The 14361-nt window shown below is 49.1% G+C and carries 12 protein-coding genes; all 12 read left to right on the top strand.

Features of this window, described 5'->3' with window-relative positions; genetic code table 11:
- Positions 1-52: 52 nt before the first annotated feature.
- The 12 genes from wcaJ (at position 53) to SP99_RS23200 (ending at position 14347) form a co-directional block, all read left to right on the top strand.
- Entirely contained in the window at positions 53-1447 is a 1395-nt protein-coding gene (gene wcaJ, locus SP99_RS14765; protein WP_025758738.1) for an undecaprenyl-phosphate glucose phosphotransferase, read from the top strand.
- Between the two features lies 1 nt (position 1448).
- Positions 1449-2927 (top strand): colanic acid undecaprenyl disphosphate flippase WzxC, encoded by a 1479-nt coding sequence (wzxC, locus tag SP99_RS14760; protein ID WP_047959051.1) that lies wholly within the window; start codon positions 1449-1451, stop codon positions 2925-2927.
- Positions 2928-2944: 17 nt separating this feature from the next.
- Positions 2945-4225 carry a colanic acid biosynthesis pyruvyl transferase WcaK gene (gene wcaK / locus SP99_RS14755; RefSeq protein ID WP_047959050.1) on the top strand — a complete coding sequence of 427 codons (1281 nt, stop codon included), beginning with the start codon at positions 2945-2947 and terminating at the stop codon, positions 4223-4225.
- Positions 4222-5442 carry a colanic acid biosynthesis glycosyltransferase WcaL gene (wcaL, locus tag SP99_RS14750; RefSeq protein ID WP_047959049.1) on the top strand — a complete coding sequence of 407 codons (1221 nt, stop codon included), beginning with the start codon at positions 4222-4224 and terminating at the stop codon, positions 5440-5442. The genes wcaK and wcaL overlap by 4 nt, the downstream gene beginning before the upstream one ends.
- 12 nt (positions 5443-5454) lie before the next feature.
- Entirely contained in the window at positions 5455-6846 is a 1392-nt protein-coding gene (gene wcaM, locus SP99_RS14745) for a colanic acid biosynthesis protein WcaM (RefSeq protein ID WP_047959048.1), read from the top strand.
- Between the two features lie 176 nt (positions 6847-7022).
- Positions 7023-7919 (top strand): GalU regulator GalF, encoded by an 897-nt coding sequence (galF, locus tag SP99_RS14740; protein ID WP_013097865.1) that lies wholly within the window; start codon positions 7023-7025, stop codon positions 7917-7919.
- 350 nt (positions 7920-8269) lie between these two features.
- Complete coding sequence (rfbB, locus tag SP99_RS14735) at positions 8270-9343, top strand: dTDP-glucose 4,6-dehydratase (protein ID WP_047959047.1); 1074 nt, start codon at positions 8270-8272, stop codon at positions 9341-9343.
- Positions 9344-10210: a glucose-1-phosphate thymidylyltransferase RfbA gene (gene rfbA, locus SP99_RS14730; protein WP_047959046.1), complete on the top strand. Its 867-nt coding sequence runs from the start codon at positions 9344-9346 to the stop codon at positions 10208-10210.
- Between the two features lie 6 nt (positions 10211-10216).
- Positions 10217-11644 (top strand): lipopolysaccharide biosynthesis protein, encoded by a 1428-nt coding sequence (locus SP99_RS14725; protein ID WP_047959045.1) that lies wholly within the window; start codon positions 10217-10219, stop codon positions 11642-11644.
- Positions 11645-11654: 10 nt separating this feature from the next.
- A complete protein-coding gene (gene vioA / locus SP99_RS14720; RefSeq protein ID WP_047959044.1) occupies positions 11655-12755 on the top strand; it encodes a dTDP-4-amino-4,6-dideoxy-D-glucose aminotransferase VioA in 1101 nt (366 codons plus the stop codon).
- 2 nt (positions 12756-12757) lie between these two features.
- Positions 12758-13321 carry an acyltransferase gene (locus SP99_RS14715; RefSeq protein ID WP_047959043.1) on the top strand — a complete coding sequence of 188 codons (564 nt, stop codon included), beginning with the start codon at positions 12758-12760 and terminating at the stop codon, positions 13319-13321.
- Between the two features lie 18 nt (positions 13322-13339).
- Complete coding sequence (locus tag SP99_RS23200) at positions 13340-14347, top strand: glycosyltransferase family 2 protein (protein ID WP_082137915.1); 1008 nt, start codon at positions 13340-13342, stop codon at positions 14345-14347.
- Positions 14348-14361: the final 14 nt, after the last annotated feature.

Genomic DNA, 14361 nt, shown 5'->3' with positions numbered 1-14361 from the left:
GGGGAGAGGGCCGGGGTGAGGGGTGAGGTGTGGGTTGAATAAAGGAACAACGATGACGAATCTAAAAAAACGCGAACGAGCGAGAACGAATGCATCGTTAATCTCTATGGTGCAGCGTTTTTCTGATATCACCATCATGGTCGGTGGATTGTGGGCGGTGTGTCGGATCAGCGGGCAATCGTTCTTATACATGCATCTGCTGATGGCACTGATTGCGCTGGTTGTGTTTCAGATGATCGGCGGGATGACGGATTTCTATCGTTCGTGGCGTGGCGTCAAAATGACCACCGAACTGATGCTGTTGCTGCAGAACTGGACCTTAAGCCTGATCTTCAGCGCGGGCCTGGTGGCGTTCAGCCATGATTTTGATAATCGTCTGGTGACCTATCTCTGCTGGTATCTGGTGACCAGCGTCGGCATGGTGGTTTGTCGCTCCCTGATCCGCTTCGGCGCGGGCTGGCTGCGTAACCGGGGCTATAACCGTCGCTTCGTTGCCGTAGCAGGGGATTTGCCGGTCGGGCAGGTGCTGCTCGACAGCTTCCGCAAAGAGCCGTGGTTAGGGTTTGAAGTGGTCGGGATTTATCACGACGCGAAGCCAGGCGGCGTGCCTGCGGACTGGGCGGGCAACTACGAACAGCTGATTGACGATGCCAAAGCGGGCAAAATTCACAACGTTTACATCGCCATGCAGATGAAAGACGAATCCCGCATTAAGCAACTGATGCGCGAGCTGGCGGATACCACCTGCTCGGTGATCCTGATCCCGGACGTGTTTACCTTCAACATCCTTCACTCCCGCATTGAAGAGGTGAACGGCGTGCCGGTGGTACCGCTGTACGACACGCCGCTGTCAGGGATTAACCGCGTGCTGAAGCGTCTGGAAGATATCGTGCTCTCTTCACTGATCCTTCTGCTGATCTCCCCGGTGCTGTGCTGCATTGCCCTGGCGGTGAAGCTGAGCTCTCCCGGGCCGGTTATCTTCCGCCAGACCCGCTACGGCATGGACGGTAAGCCCATTATGGTGTGGAAATTCCGCTCCATGAAGGTGATGGAAAACGACAAAGTGGTGACCCAGGCCACGCAGAACGATCCGCGCGTGACCCGCGTGGGGAACTTCCTGCGCCGTACCTCGCTGGATGAACTCCCGCAGTTTATCAACGTCTTTACCGGCGGCATGTCGATTGTCGGACCTCGTCCCCATGCGGTTGCCCACAACGAACAGTACCGCTCGCTGATTGAAGGCTACATGCTGCGCCATAAAGTGAAGCCAGGCATCACCGGCTGGGCGCAGATCAACGGCTGGCGCGGTGAAACCGACACGCTGGAAAAAATGGAAAAACGCATTGAATTCGACCTGGAGTACATCCGTGAGTGGAGCCTCTGGTTTGATATCAAGATTGTTTTTCTGACCATCTTCAAAGGTTTCGTGAACAAAGCGGCGTACTAAGATGAGCTTACGTGAAAAAACCATCAGCGGCGCCAAGTGGTCAGCGATGGCGACCATCGTCATCATTGGCCTCGGCCTGGTGCAGATGACCGTGCTGGCGCGCATTATCGATAACCACCAGTTCGGCCTGCTGACCGTTTCGCTGGTGATTATCGCGCTGGCCGATACGCTGTCTGATTTTGGTATCGCCAACTCGATTATCCAGCGCAAAGAGATTAGCCATCTGGAGCTGACCACGCTCTACTGGCTGAACGTCGGGCTGGGGATTTTCGTGTTTGTGCTGGTGTTCCTGCTGAGCGATACCATCGCCAGCGTGCTGCACAACCCGGATCTGGCACCGCTGATGCGTACGCTGTCGTTTGCTTTCGTGGTGATCCCCCACGGGCAGCAGTTCCGCGCGCTGATGCAGAAAGAGCTGGAGTTCAACAAGATCGGCATGATCGAGACCAGCGCCGTGCTGGCGGGCTTTACCTTCACCGTGGTGAGCGCCCATTTCTGGCCGCTGGCCATGACCGCCATTCTGGGGTATCTGGTTAACTCTGCCGTGCGCACGCTGCTGTTCGGCTATTTTGGCCGCAAGATCTACCGTCCGGGGCTGCATTTCTCGCTGGCGTCCGTCTCCTCCAACCTGCGTTTTGGCGCATGGCTGACGGCGGACGGCATCATCAACTATGTGAACACCAATCTCTCCACGCTGGTGCTGGCACGTATTCTCGGGGCGAGCGTCGCCGGGGGCTACAACCTGGCCTATAACGTTGCGGTCGTCCCGCCGATGAAGCTGAACCCGATTATTACCCGCGTGCTGTTCCCGGCGTTCGCCAAGATTCAGGACGACACCGAGAAGCTGCGGGTCAATTTCTACAAGCTGCTTTCCGTGGTGGGGATTATCAACTTCCCGGTTCTGCTGGGGCTGATGGTGGTTTCCAGCAATTTCGTGCCTCTGGTGTTTGGTGAAAAATGGAACGGCATTATCCCGATCCTGCAGCTGCTGTGCGTGGTGGGGCTGCTGCGCTCCGTGGGGAATCCGATCGGGTCTCTGCTGATGGCAAAAGCGCGCGTGGATATCAGCTTTAAGTTCAACGTCTTTAAAACCTTCCTGTTTATTCCGGCAATCATCGTCGGTGGACACATGGCGGGCGCCATCGGCGTCACGCTTGGCTTCCTGCTGGTGCAGGTCGTCAACACCGTGCTGAGCTACTTCATCATGATCAAGCCGGTGCTGGGCTCCAGCTACCGTCAGTACATCCTGAGCCTGTGGCTGCCGTTCTATCTCTCCCTGCCGACCCTGGCGGTGAGCTACGGCCTGGGCATGATCCTGACCGGTCATCTGCCGCTGGCGGCGCTGCTGGCGGTGCAGGTTGCCGCGGGCGCGCTGGCATTCGTCGTGATGATTGTGCTGTCACGCAATGCGCTGGTGGTGGAGATGAAGCGTCAGTTTTGCCGTAACGAAAAAATGAAAACGCTGCTTCGCGCAGGCTAGTTATTTAAGAGGCCATTATGAAATTATTAATTCTTGGCAACCATACCTGCGGCAACCGTGGCGACAGCGCCATCCTGCGCGGTTTACTGGATGCGATTAACACCCTTAAGCCTGAGACCGAAGTGGACGTGATGAGCCGTTATCCGGTCAGCTCATCCTGGTTACTCAATCGCCCGGTGATGGGCGACCCGCTCTACAGCCAGATGAAACAGCATAACAACGCCGCAGGCGTGATGGGGCGCGTGAAGAAAGTGCTGCGTCGTCGCTACCAGCACCAGGTGCTGCTTTCCCGGGTGACCGATACCGGCAAGCTGCGCAACATCGCTATCGCCCAGGGCTTTACCGATTTCGTTCGTCTGCTGTCGGGCTATGACGCGATTATTCAGGTCGGGGGGTCGTTCTTCGTCGATCTGTACGGTGTACCGCAGTTTGAACATGCGCTGTGTACGTTCATGGCAAAAAAGCCGCTGTTTATGATTGGTCACAGCGTGGGGCCGTTCCAGGATCCGCAATTTAACCAGCTGGCAAACTACGTTTTCGGCCACTGCGATGCCCTGATCCTGCGCGAGTCAGTCAGTCTTGAAATGATGAAGCGCAGCGAGATCGACACCTCCAGAGTGGAGCACGGCGTGGACACCGCCTGGCTGGTGGATCATCAGGAGGAGAGCTTCCAGGCAAGCTACGCGGTGCAGCACTGGCTGGACGTGGCGGCGCAACAGAAAACCGTCGCGATTACCCTGCGCGAGCTGGCCCCCTTCGATAAACGTTTAGGTACCACGCAGGCGGCGTATGAGAAAGCGTTCGCTGACGTGGTGAACCGCGTACTGGACAGCGGATATCAGGTGCTGGCGCTCTCCACCTGCACCGGTATCGACAGCTATAACAAAGACGACCGTATGGTGGCGCTCAACCTGCGCAGCCTGGTCAATGACCCGTCCCGCTATCACGTGGTGATGGACGAACTGAATGACCTCGAGATGGGCAAGCTGCTTTCCGCCTGCGACCTGACGGTGGGCACTCGTCTGCACTCGGCGATTATCTCCATGAACTTCGGTACGCCGGCGATTGCCATTAACTATGAGCACAAGTCCGCCGGGATCATGCAGCAACTCGGTATGCCGGAAATGGCCGTGGATATCCGTCATCTGCTGGATGGTTCGCTCGGCGCGATGGTCGGGGACACGCTGGGTCAGTTGCCTGCCATCAATGAACGCCTGGCCGTGGCGGTGAAAGCCGAGCGCGAGAAGGGGATGGGGATGGTGAAATCGGTACTCGACCGCGTCCGGGAGGGGAAATGAAGGTTGGTTTCTTCTTACTGAAATTTCCGCTGTCGTCTGAAACCTTTGTTCTGAACCAAATCACCGCGTTTATCGATATGGGATATGACGTGGAGATCATCGCCCTGCAAAAGGGCGATACCCAAAACACCCATGCGGCGTATACCCAGTACGAGCTGGAGGCGAAAACCCGCTGGCTGCAGGATGAGCCGTCCGGGAAGCTGAGCAAACTGCGCCACCGGGCCAGCCAGACCTTACGCGGGATCCATCGCCCGTCGACCTGGCGAGCGCTGAATATTTCCCGCTATGGCGCGGAGTCGCGCAATCTGATCCTGTCGGCCATCTGCGGGCAAACGGCACAGCCCTATCGTGCGGATGTGTTTATCGCCCACTTTGGCCCGGCGGGGGTCACCGCCGCGAAACTGCGCGAACTGGGGGTGATCGACGGGAAAATCGCGACCATTTTCCACGGCATTGACATCTCCAGCCGTGAAGTGCTGAACCACTACACCCCGGAGTATCAGCAGCTTTTCCGCCGCGGCGACATGATGCTGCCTATCAGCGAACTGTGGGCCGGACGCCTTAAAAACATGGGCTGCCCGGGAGAGAAAATTACCGTTTCGCGCATGGGCGTGGATCTCACGCGCTTTACCCGCCGTCCGGTGAAGGTGCCGGGCAAACCGCTGCAAATTATCTCCGTTGCTCGCCTGACCGAGAAGAAAGGGCTGCATGTGGCGATTGAAGCCTGCCGCCAGCTGAAGGCGCGCGGGGTAGATTTCCACTATCGCATTCTCGGGATTGGCCCGTGGGAGCGTCGTCTGCGCACGCTTATCGAACAATATCAGCTGGAAGATGTTGTCGAGATGCCGGGCTTTAAGCCGAGCCACGAGGTCAAGGCGATGCTCGATGAGGCGGACGTCTTCCTGCTGCCGTCCGTAACGGGCACTGATGGCGACATGGAAGGCATCCCGGTGGCGCTGATGGAGGCGATGGCCGTCGGCATCCCGGTGGTATCGACCCTGCACAGTGGGATCCCGGAGCTTATCCAGTCTGACTATTCCGGCTGGCTGGTGCCGGAAAATAACGCCATGGCGCTGGCCGACCGCTTAGCCGCTTTCAGCGACATCGACCAGCAGGCGCTGGAGCCCGTGCTCCACAATGCCCGACAAAAAGTCGAGGCAGATTTTAACCAGCAGGTGATTAATCGTCAGTTAGCGAGCCTGCTGCAAACGTTGTAACGCCGAGGTTGTATGCTGAAAAAGATTACCCGACGCACTTTTGTCTCTTCTCTCTCCGCGCTGGCGGCCACGCCGCTGCTGACCTCCCGCCTCGCGCGGGCGGCAGGCGGAAGAACGGTTTCTGTTAATCAGTACAATAACAACGACTGGATCGCCGCTTTTAAGCAGGCGTTTACCGAAGGGGATACGGTTGTGGTCCCCGCGGGACTGACCTGCGAAAACATCAATACCGGCATTTTCATTCCTGACGGGAAAACGCTGCTGATCCGCGGGGCGTTAACCGGCAACGGACGGGGCCGCTTTGTCCTGCAGGAGGGCAGTAAGGTCATTGGCGAGGGCGAGGGACGCACGGAAAATATCACCCTGGACGTTCGCGGCTCTGACTGTGCAATCAAAGGACTCGCGATGAGCGGGTTTGGTCCGGTGACGCAGATCTACATCGGCGGTAAGAAGCCCAGCGTGATGCGCAATCTGGTGATTGATAACATCCGTGTGAGCCAGGCCAACTATGCCATTCTGCGCCAGGGTTTCCATAACCAGGTGGACGGCGCCCGCATCACCAACAGCAAATTTAGCCACCTGCAGGGCGATGCGATCGAGTGGAACGTCGCCATCAATGACCGTAATATCCTGATTTCCGACCATGTGATCGACAACATCAACTGCACCAACGGCAAGATCAACTGGGGCATTGGCATTGGTCTTGCCGGGAGCACCTACGATAACGACTATCCTGAGAAGCAAACCGTTAAAAACTTCGTGGTGGCCAACATCACTGGCAGTAACTGTCGTCAGCTGGTGCACGTCGAAAACGGAAAACATTTTGTTATCCGCAATATAAAGGCCAAAAATATTACCCCTGACTTCAGTAAAAAGGCGGGAATTGATAACGCCACGGTAGCGATTTATGGCTGTGATAATTTCATTATTGATAATGTCGACATGGTCAATAGCGCCGGCATGTTAATCGGTTATGGGGTGATAAAGGGCGATTATTTGTCCATTCCGCAGAACTTCAAACTCAACAATATCCATCTCGATAATCGCCAGCTTGCGTATAAGCTGCGCGGAATACAAATTTCATCCGGTAACGCGACGTCGTTTGTGGCGATTACCAACGTTGAGATGCAGCGCGCTACTCTGGAGCTGCACAATAAGCCCCAGCATCTTTTTATGCGCAATATCAATGTGATGCAGGAAGCCGCAGTGGGCCCGGCCCTGAAGATCAATTTCGACCTGCGTAAGGACGTGCGGGGGAAATTCATGGCGAGAGACGAGACGCTGCTGTCACTGGCGAACATTAAAGCAGTGAATGAGAAAGGACAAAGTTCGGTGGATATTGACCGGGTCGATCAGCAGGTGGTGAATACTGAACGGCTGAATTTTGCGCTTCCGCACAGATAATCGACAAGCGTCAGTTTTGAGACTATTCCTGGTACGAATTTGTGATCGAATCAGATTACAACTACAGAAATTAGTGTGGTCAGGGCGTAACATTACCCGAGAATTACGGCAAATCATGCTGGCGAAAACAGGTTTAAGAGCTATAATTCGTCAACCATTTTAAGGTGGAAGATATAATGATTAATTTGAAAGCAGTCATTCCGGTAGCAGGCTTGGGCATGCATATGCTGCCAGCCACAAAAGCCATTCCAAAAGAGATGCTGCCGATCGTCGACAAGCCAATGATTCAGTACATTGTCGACGAGATTGTTGCTGCAGGGATCAAAGAAATCGTCCTGGTTACCCATTCTTCAAAGAATGCGGTAGAAAACCATTTCGACACCTCTTACGAACTCGAAGCGTTGCTTGAGCAGCGAGTCAAACGCCAGCTGCTGGCGGAAGTACAATCTATTTGTCCTCCAGGCGTGACCATCATGAACGTGCGCCAGGCACAGCCGCTGGGTCTGGGTCACTCTATTCTCTGTGCCCGTCCGGTTGTGGGTGATAACCCGTTCATCGTGGTGCTGCCGGATATCATTATTGATACCGCTTCTGCGGATCCGCTGCGTTACAACCTGGCGGCCATGGTGGCACGTTTCAATGAAACGGGTCGTAGCCAGGTGCTGGCGAAACGCATGAAAGGCGATCTCTCCGAGTACTCTGTTATCCAGACCAAAGAAGCGCTGGAGACGGAAGGGCAGGTGAGCCGCATTGTGGAATTCATCGAAAAACCGGATCAGCCACAGACGCTGGACTCAGACCTGATGGCGGTTGGCCGTTATGTTCTGAACGCGGATATCTGGGCCGAGCTGGAGAAAACCGAGCCAGGTGCCTGGGACCGTATTCAGCTCACCGACGCGATTGCCGAGCTGGCGAAGAAGCAGTCTGTTGACGCGATGCTGATGACCGGTGAGAGCTACGACTGCGGTAAGAAGCTGGGCTATATGCAGGCGTTTGTGAACTACGGGCTGCGTAACCTGAAGGAAGGGGCGAAGTTCAGAAGCCGGATTGAGAAACTGCTGGCAAACGACTGATATTTTCGTAACTGATTTGAGTAAGCGGCAGTTATCATTGGGTATGTGACAGCATAACCAAAATGATAACTGCCGTTTTTTGTTATTAATTCTAATAATAACATGGATTTATCTGATTCAAATCTCTCCAGATTTGTAACGATTTGTGCTTGTTTCTGAGGTCGTTTAGGACGACAATTAACGCCAGTTTTTGTCTGATTCCAGACAAAATACCCAATTTCAAATTTCGCTCAGTGCACTGGTAGCTGTTAAGCCAGGGGCGGTAGCGTGCATAATTTCTGCGATCGCAATTAAACAGACGGTTTCAGAGCGCCAGTATCTCGACATATTTAATAGACGGAACAGATAACGTGAAAATTCTTGTGACGGGCGGGGCCGGCTTTATCGGCTCAGCAGTTGTGCGGCATATTATTAAAAATACCCAGGACGAAGTCGTCAACGTGGATAAACTGACGTATGCCGGAAACCTCGAGTCGCTTACCGAAGTCAGCGATAGCGATCGATATGCTTTTGAGCATGCGGATATCTGTGACAAGACGGCTATGGATCGTATTTTTGCTGAGCACAAACCCGATGCGGTAATGCACCTGGCAGCGGAAAGCCATGTTGATCGTTCCATTACCGGCCCTGCTGCGTTTATTGAAACCAATATCGTGGGCACCTATGTGCTTCTGGAAGCGGCTCGCGCGTACTGGTCAACTCTGGATGATAACGCGAAGAAAGCATTCCGTTTCCATCATATCTCGACCGATGAAGTTTACGGTGATTTGCCTCATCCTGATGAACATCCGGCTGGAAGCGATTTGCCGCTGTTTACTGAAACGACGGCCTATGCGCCAAGTAGCCCGTACTCTGCTTCGAAGGCCTCCAGCGATCATCTGGTTCGTGCCTGGCTGCGTACTTATGGCTTCCCGACCATCGTCACTAACTGCTCTAATAACTACGGCCCGTACCATTTCCCTGAGAAACTGATTCCGCTGGTGATCCTGAATGCGCTCGAAGGTAAAGCCTTACCTATCTACGGCAAAGGCGACCAGATCCGAGACTGGCTGTATGTGGAAGATCACGCGCGTGCGTTGTACACCGTTGTTACCCAGGGTAAACCGGGGGAGACCTATAACATCGGTGGTCATAACGAGAAGAAAAACCTCGAGGTGGTTCATACCATATGCGATCTTCTGGATGAAATTGTCCCTAAAGAGGGTTCTTATCGCGACCAGATAACGTATGTTGCGGATCGTCCAGGCCACGATCGCCGCTATGCTATTGACGCACATAAGATTGCCGCTGAGCTGGGTTGGAAGCCTGTTGAAACTTTTGAAAGTGGTATTCGTAAGACTGTGGAATGGTATCTGAATAATAAAAAATGGTGTAATCGAGTGCAGGATGGAAGTTATCAACGTGAGCGTCTGGGGTTAGTATAAATGAAAGGTATTATTTTAGCGGGTGGATCCGGAACCAGACTCTATCCTATTACGATGGGTGTCTCGAAGCAGTTATTACCTATTTATGATAAACCGATGATCTATTATCCATTATCGGTTTTAATGCTTGCAGGTATAAGAGATATTTTAATAATTACCACCCCGGAAGATCAGGAAGGATTTATCCGTCTTCTCGGCGATGGTTCAAATCTCGGTTTGAACCTGCAGTATGCTATTCAACCTTCTCCTGATGGGCTTGCTCAGGCGTTTATTATTGGCGAAGAGTTCATCGGCAACGATTCTGTTTGTCTGGTTTTGGGAGACAACATTTTCTATGGTCAGGGGTTCTCGCCAAAATTAAAAGAGGCAGCTGTTCGGGCAACGACAAAAGCAACAGTTTTTGGTTATCAGGTAAAAGACCCAGAGCGATTTGGCGTTGTCGAATTTGATGAAAATCGTAATGTCCTCTCGATAGAAGAAAAACCAGCTAAACCTAAAAGTAATTATGCCGTGACGGGTCTGTATTTTTATACAAATGAAGTCGTGGAATTTGCAAAAAAAGTTAAACCCTCTGAACGAGGTGAGCTGGAAATCACTTCTATCAACCAAATGTACCTTGAGAAGGGCGATCTGGTTGTTGAGATGCTGGGTCGTGGCTTTGCCTGGCTGGATACCGGCACTCATGAAAGCCTTTTGCAGGCAGCACAGTTTGTTGAAACTATCGAAGTCCGACAGGGCTTTAAAGTCGCATGTCTGGAAGAGATTGCGTATAACAACGGGTGGCTGGCAAAAGAAGACGTGCTGAAGCAGGCGGCCTTAATGTCAAAAAATGGTTATGGTCAGTATCTTTCTCAACTTATTAAGTAATACATAGTGTCTGAACTTAAAAGTAAGACCGTCAATGGTCTAAAATGGAGCGCTCTCGAAAGAATTCTTTCACAGGGTGTTCAGCTCATTCTGATGCTGATATTGGCGCGTCTTTTAGGACCAAAAGCTTTCGGTCTCATCGGGATGTTAGCTATCTTTATTGCGATAGGTCAGGTCTTTATTGATAGCGGATTTAGCTCAGCACTGATAAGAAAGACCGATCGGACTGATGTAGATTATTCTACGGCATTCTATTTTAATATCATTGTCGCCTTTTGCTTCTATGTCTTACTTTATATAAGCTCAGGTTACATCGCTGAGTTCTATCAGCAACCAGAATTAGCCTTATTGACAAAAGTGATAGGTCTGACACTGATGGCGAACAGCTTTTCAGTGGTTCCCAGAACAATTTTGACGGTCTCGATGAATTTTAAAGCGCAAGCAAAAGCATCGATCTGCTCTGTTGTTCTGGGGGGAGTCGTTGCTTTGATTATGGCGTGGAATGGCTTTGGCGTTTGGGCTCTGGTAGCACAAACGCTAACCGCAGCCGTGTTCAGCGCTGTTTTTCTTAATCTCATCACTCGCTGGGTTCCAGTCTTTTGCTTTTCAAAAAAATCGTTTGATTATCTGTTTGGTTTTGGTGGGAAATTATTAATTTCTGGCCTGTTAGATACGGCTTATAATAATCTTTATCAAATTATTATTGGTAAAAGATTTAACGCAGAAAATGTTGGGCAGTTCACTCAGGCTAACCAAATATCCAGCATACCTGCTATGACCATGACCAACATTATTCAACGCGTCACCTATCCTATGTTTAGTCATATGCAAAGTGATCAACATAAGATGGATGAGTATTATTTGTTGACCATGAAAGTGGCTGCATTATTTATTTTCCCGCTAATGGCTGGGGTTGCTATTCTGGCTCAGCCATTATTGCAATTAGTTTTAGGCATACAATGGAAAGAGGCTGCGGAACTTGTCGCTGTGCTGGCTTTGGCATATATGCTTTATCCCATTCATGCAATTAACCTGAATGTGTTACAGGTCAAAGGTCGTAGCGACCTTTTCCTGAAGTTAGAAATTATCAAAAAAGTCATAGGTATTTGTATCATAGCAGTAACAATGAATTATAGTATTTACCTCATGTGTGTCGGCTTGTTAATTCATTCTTACTTAGCTCTTCTGTTAAATACTTATTATACGGGAAAATTAACCGGATTAACGATATGGCGTCAGTTCAAAGAAATTTCGCCTATCTGGTTGATTACAATGGTCTCTTGTTTAATAGCCAAAGTTATTGCGGTCTATCTCACGGCGCATGATGTTTGGCAGATCGTTACAATGTTAACTTTAGCGCCTGGTATATATGTAGTCTTGATTTACCTCACGCAAAGAAAATTATTTAAGATTGTGTTGTCTATCAAAGAATAGAGAAAACTAAATGAAAAATATACCAGTGACTCAACCTTTTCTTCCTGAACTAAGCGAGTTTATTCCTTATCTTGAACAGATTTGGGATAATAAATGGTTGACTAATAATGGTCCCTTCCATCAGCAACTCGAAAAAGAACTGTGTGAGTATTTGGGTGTCGAGTACATATCTCTTTTTAATAATGCAACCATCGCACTCATTACCGCTCTTCAGGCACTTCGTATTTCTGGTGAAGTGATCACGACGCCATATTCCTTCATTGCGACTAGTCATTCGATTTTATGGAATGGATTGAAGCCAGTATTCGTTGATATTGATCCTAAGACCTTTAATATCGATCCAAAGAAAATCGAAGCTGCTATTACGCCAAATACAACCGCTATCATGCCTGTACACTGTTATTCCAGTCCTTGTGATGTTGAAGCTATTCAGGAGATTGCGGACAATTACGGACTGCGCGTGATTTACGACGCAGCCCATGCTTTTGGGGTCAATTACAAAGGCCAAAGCATTTTAAGATTTGGTGATATGTCAATCCTCAGTTTCCATGCAACCAAAGTATTCAATACATTTGAAGGCGGAGCGATTATTTGTCAGGATGCCAAGACTAAACAGCGGATTGACAGATTAAAGAATTTTGGTATTGCGGATGAACTCACCGTAACGGCGCCTGGAATTAACGGCAAAATGAGTGAAATCAACGCTGCCTTTGGTCTGGTTCAGCTCAAGCATATCAACAGCGCCATTGAGCAGCGTAAAAAAATTGACCTGGCCTACCGTGAAGTGCTGTCGAGTATCAAAGGTATTACTGTTCCTGCACCATCAGAACATTCAAACAGTAACTATTCTTATTTCCCAGTACTGATTGAACCTGAATTCCGTGTTTCGAGGGATGAGCTTTATCTTGAACTAAAACGAAATGACATTCTTTCCCGTCGTTATTTCTATCCGTTGATTAGTAACATGCCAATGTACAGAGGAATTGAATCCGCAGCCGTTGAGAATCTTCCTTTATCAAATGCTATCTCTGATAAGGTACTGTGCTTACCTATTTTCAACGAATTAAGTGAAGATGATTTCTCGCGTATTATAAATGTTATTCGAGGGTAGAAATGGCTATCTTAACCCGTGAAGAAATTGAACAGATGGGATTTGCCTCCGTTGGAAATAATGTTTTTATCTCAACGAAAGCGTCTTTCTATGGTACATCAAAAATCCATATCGGAAACAATGTTCGGATAGATGATTTCTGCGTCATTTCTGCAGGTGAGGGGGGCGTGTATATCGGGAATTATATTCATATCGCCGTGTATTCTTCTCTGATTGGCTCAGGCCGAATCACATTGATGGACTATTCAAATATTTCTTCGCGGGTTTCGATTTATTCAAGTAATGATGACTACTCAGGTAATTATATGAGTAACCCGATGGTGCCGTCAGATTTTACAAACGTTACTCATGATGCGGTTGTTGTGGGTAAACATGTGATCGTTGGTAGCGGGAGTATCGTTTTACCTGGTGTGATTCTCGATGAGGGTTGTGCAATTGGTGCGCATTCATTAGTAAAACATAGCTGTGAAAAGTTATCGATTTACGCCGGAAATCCTGCCCGCAAAATTCGAGACCGGAACGACAAGCTCCTTGAGCTTGAGAAACAATTACGCAAAAACAATTAACGCGTTATACAGGTAAAAATGATGTTTAAAGAGAGTCAGGACGCTATTCAAAAGAAATGGAAAGATCCAGAAATAAAAGTGTCTATCTGTTGCATTACATATAATCATGAAAAATATATTGCAGAAGCACTGGACAGTTTCCTGGCTCAACAAACAAACTTTGCATTTGAGATACTGATTGGCGAAGATAAGGGGACTGATAATACTCTTTCTATCATTAATGAATATAAAAATAAATTCCCTGGAATAATTAATGTTATTACGAGTGAAACGAATCTGGGCGCTAATGGTAATATCAGAAATGTGATTGCAAATGCGAAAGGCGACTATATTGCCTTTTGTGAAGGAGACGATTATTGGTTAGATAGGGATAAAATACAAAAGCAATACGATTTGTTAATGAAAAATCCAGATTGTAAATTCGCTTTTCATCCTGCTTATGCTCTTCGCCCTGATAATAGTCGTGTAAAACGTTTTTTCAAAGGTGAAAATGTTCAACGGTTTTCTGTAGTAGACGTTCTAAATACCAATGGACAATTTTCACCCACCTCATCCTATATGTTTAAAAAGGAGGTCGTGACAACGCTACCCAGTTGGTTTGAAGACGCGCCTGTTGGCGATCTATTTATTGAATTATACGCGATGAAAGATAGTGATGGGATTTATTTACCATCAACTATGTCAGTTTATCGCCTGTTTGCTGATAATTCATGGTCAAGTGAGCTAAAAAAAGATTTCACTAAAAACATAGAAACACAAAAAAAAATCATAAAGTATACAGAAATATGTCTTTCAGACTTTGTAAAATATGAAGATATTTTCAAACTTCGTATCTCGAGAATATATTGTGATATCGCCACAAAATTCTTGTTAAGAAAAGAATATATACAATTTAAGCGGTTTTTAGAACAATCATATCTTTATCATCGCTCTTCATCTTCTAAGCAGAAGCTTTATTCGAAACTAAAACATGTACCTCATATTCTTTACTACTTTCACAAGATAAAGTCATTACTAAATAAATAATGTCGGATGGGTAA

The organism is Enterobacter sp. BIDMC92 (assembly GCF_001030225.1).
Classification (GTDB): domain Bacteria; phylum Pseudomonadota; class Gammaproteobacteria; order Enterobacterales; family Enterobacteriaceae; genus Enterobacter; species Enterobacter sichuanensis.
This window is presented reverse-complemented; position numbering and strand designations above follow the sequence as displayed.

What these genes read in the sequence shown, in the direction of transcription:
- vioA (WP_047959044.1), top strand. Translation starts at nt 11,655, where the DNA reads ATGAAAAATATACCAGTGACTCAACCTTTTCTTCCTGAACTAAGCGAG.
- wcaK (WP_047959050.1), top strand. Translation starts at nt 2,945, where the DNA reads ATGAAATTATTAATTCTTGGCAACCATACCTGCGGCAACCGTGGCGAC.
- rfbA (WP_047959046.1), top strand. Translation starts at nt 9,344, where the DNA reads ATGAAAGGTATTATTTTAGCGGGTGGATCCGGAACCAGACTCTATCCT.
- galF (WP_013097865.1), top strand. Translation starts at nt 7,023, where the DNA reads ATGATTAATTTGAAAGCAGTCATTCCGGTAGCAGGCTTGGGCATGCAT.
- SP99_RS14715 (WP_047959043.1), top strand. Translation starts at nt 12,758, where the DNA reads ATGGCTATCTTAACCCGTGAAGAAATTGAACAGATGGGATTTGCCTCC.
- wzxC (WP_047959051.1), top strand. Translation starts at nt 1,449, where the DNA reads ATGAGCTTACGTGAAAAAACCATCAGCGGCGCCAAGTGGTCAGCGATG.
- wcaJ (WP_025758738.1), top strand. Translation starts at nt 53, where the DNA reads ATGACGAATCTAAAAAAACGCGAACGAGCGAGAACGAATGCATCGTTA.
- wcaL (WP_047959049.1), top strand. Translation starts at nt 4,222, where the DNA reads ATGAAGGTTGGTTTCTTCTTACTGAAATTTCCGCTGTCGTCTGAAACC.
- wcaM (WP_047959048.1), top strand. Translation starts at nt 5,455, where the DNA reads ATGCTGAAAAAGATTACCCGACGCACTTTTGTCTCTTCTCTCTCCGCG.
- SP99_RS23200 (WP_082137915.1), top strand. Translation starts at nt 13,340, where the DNA reads ATGATGTTTAAAGAGAGTCAGGACGCTATTCAAAAGAAATGGAAAGAT.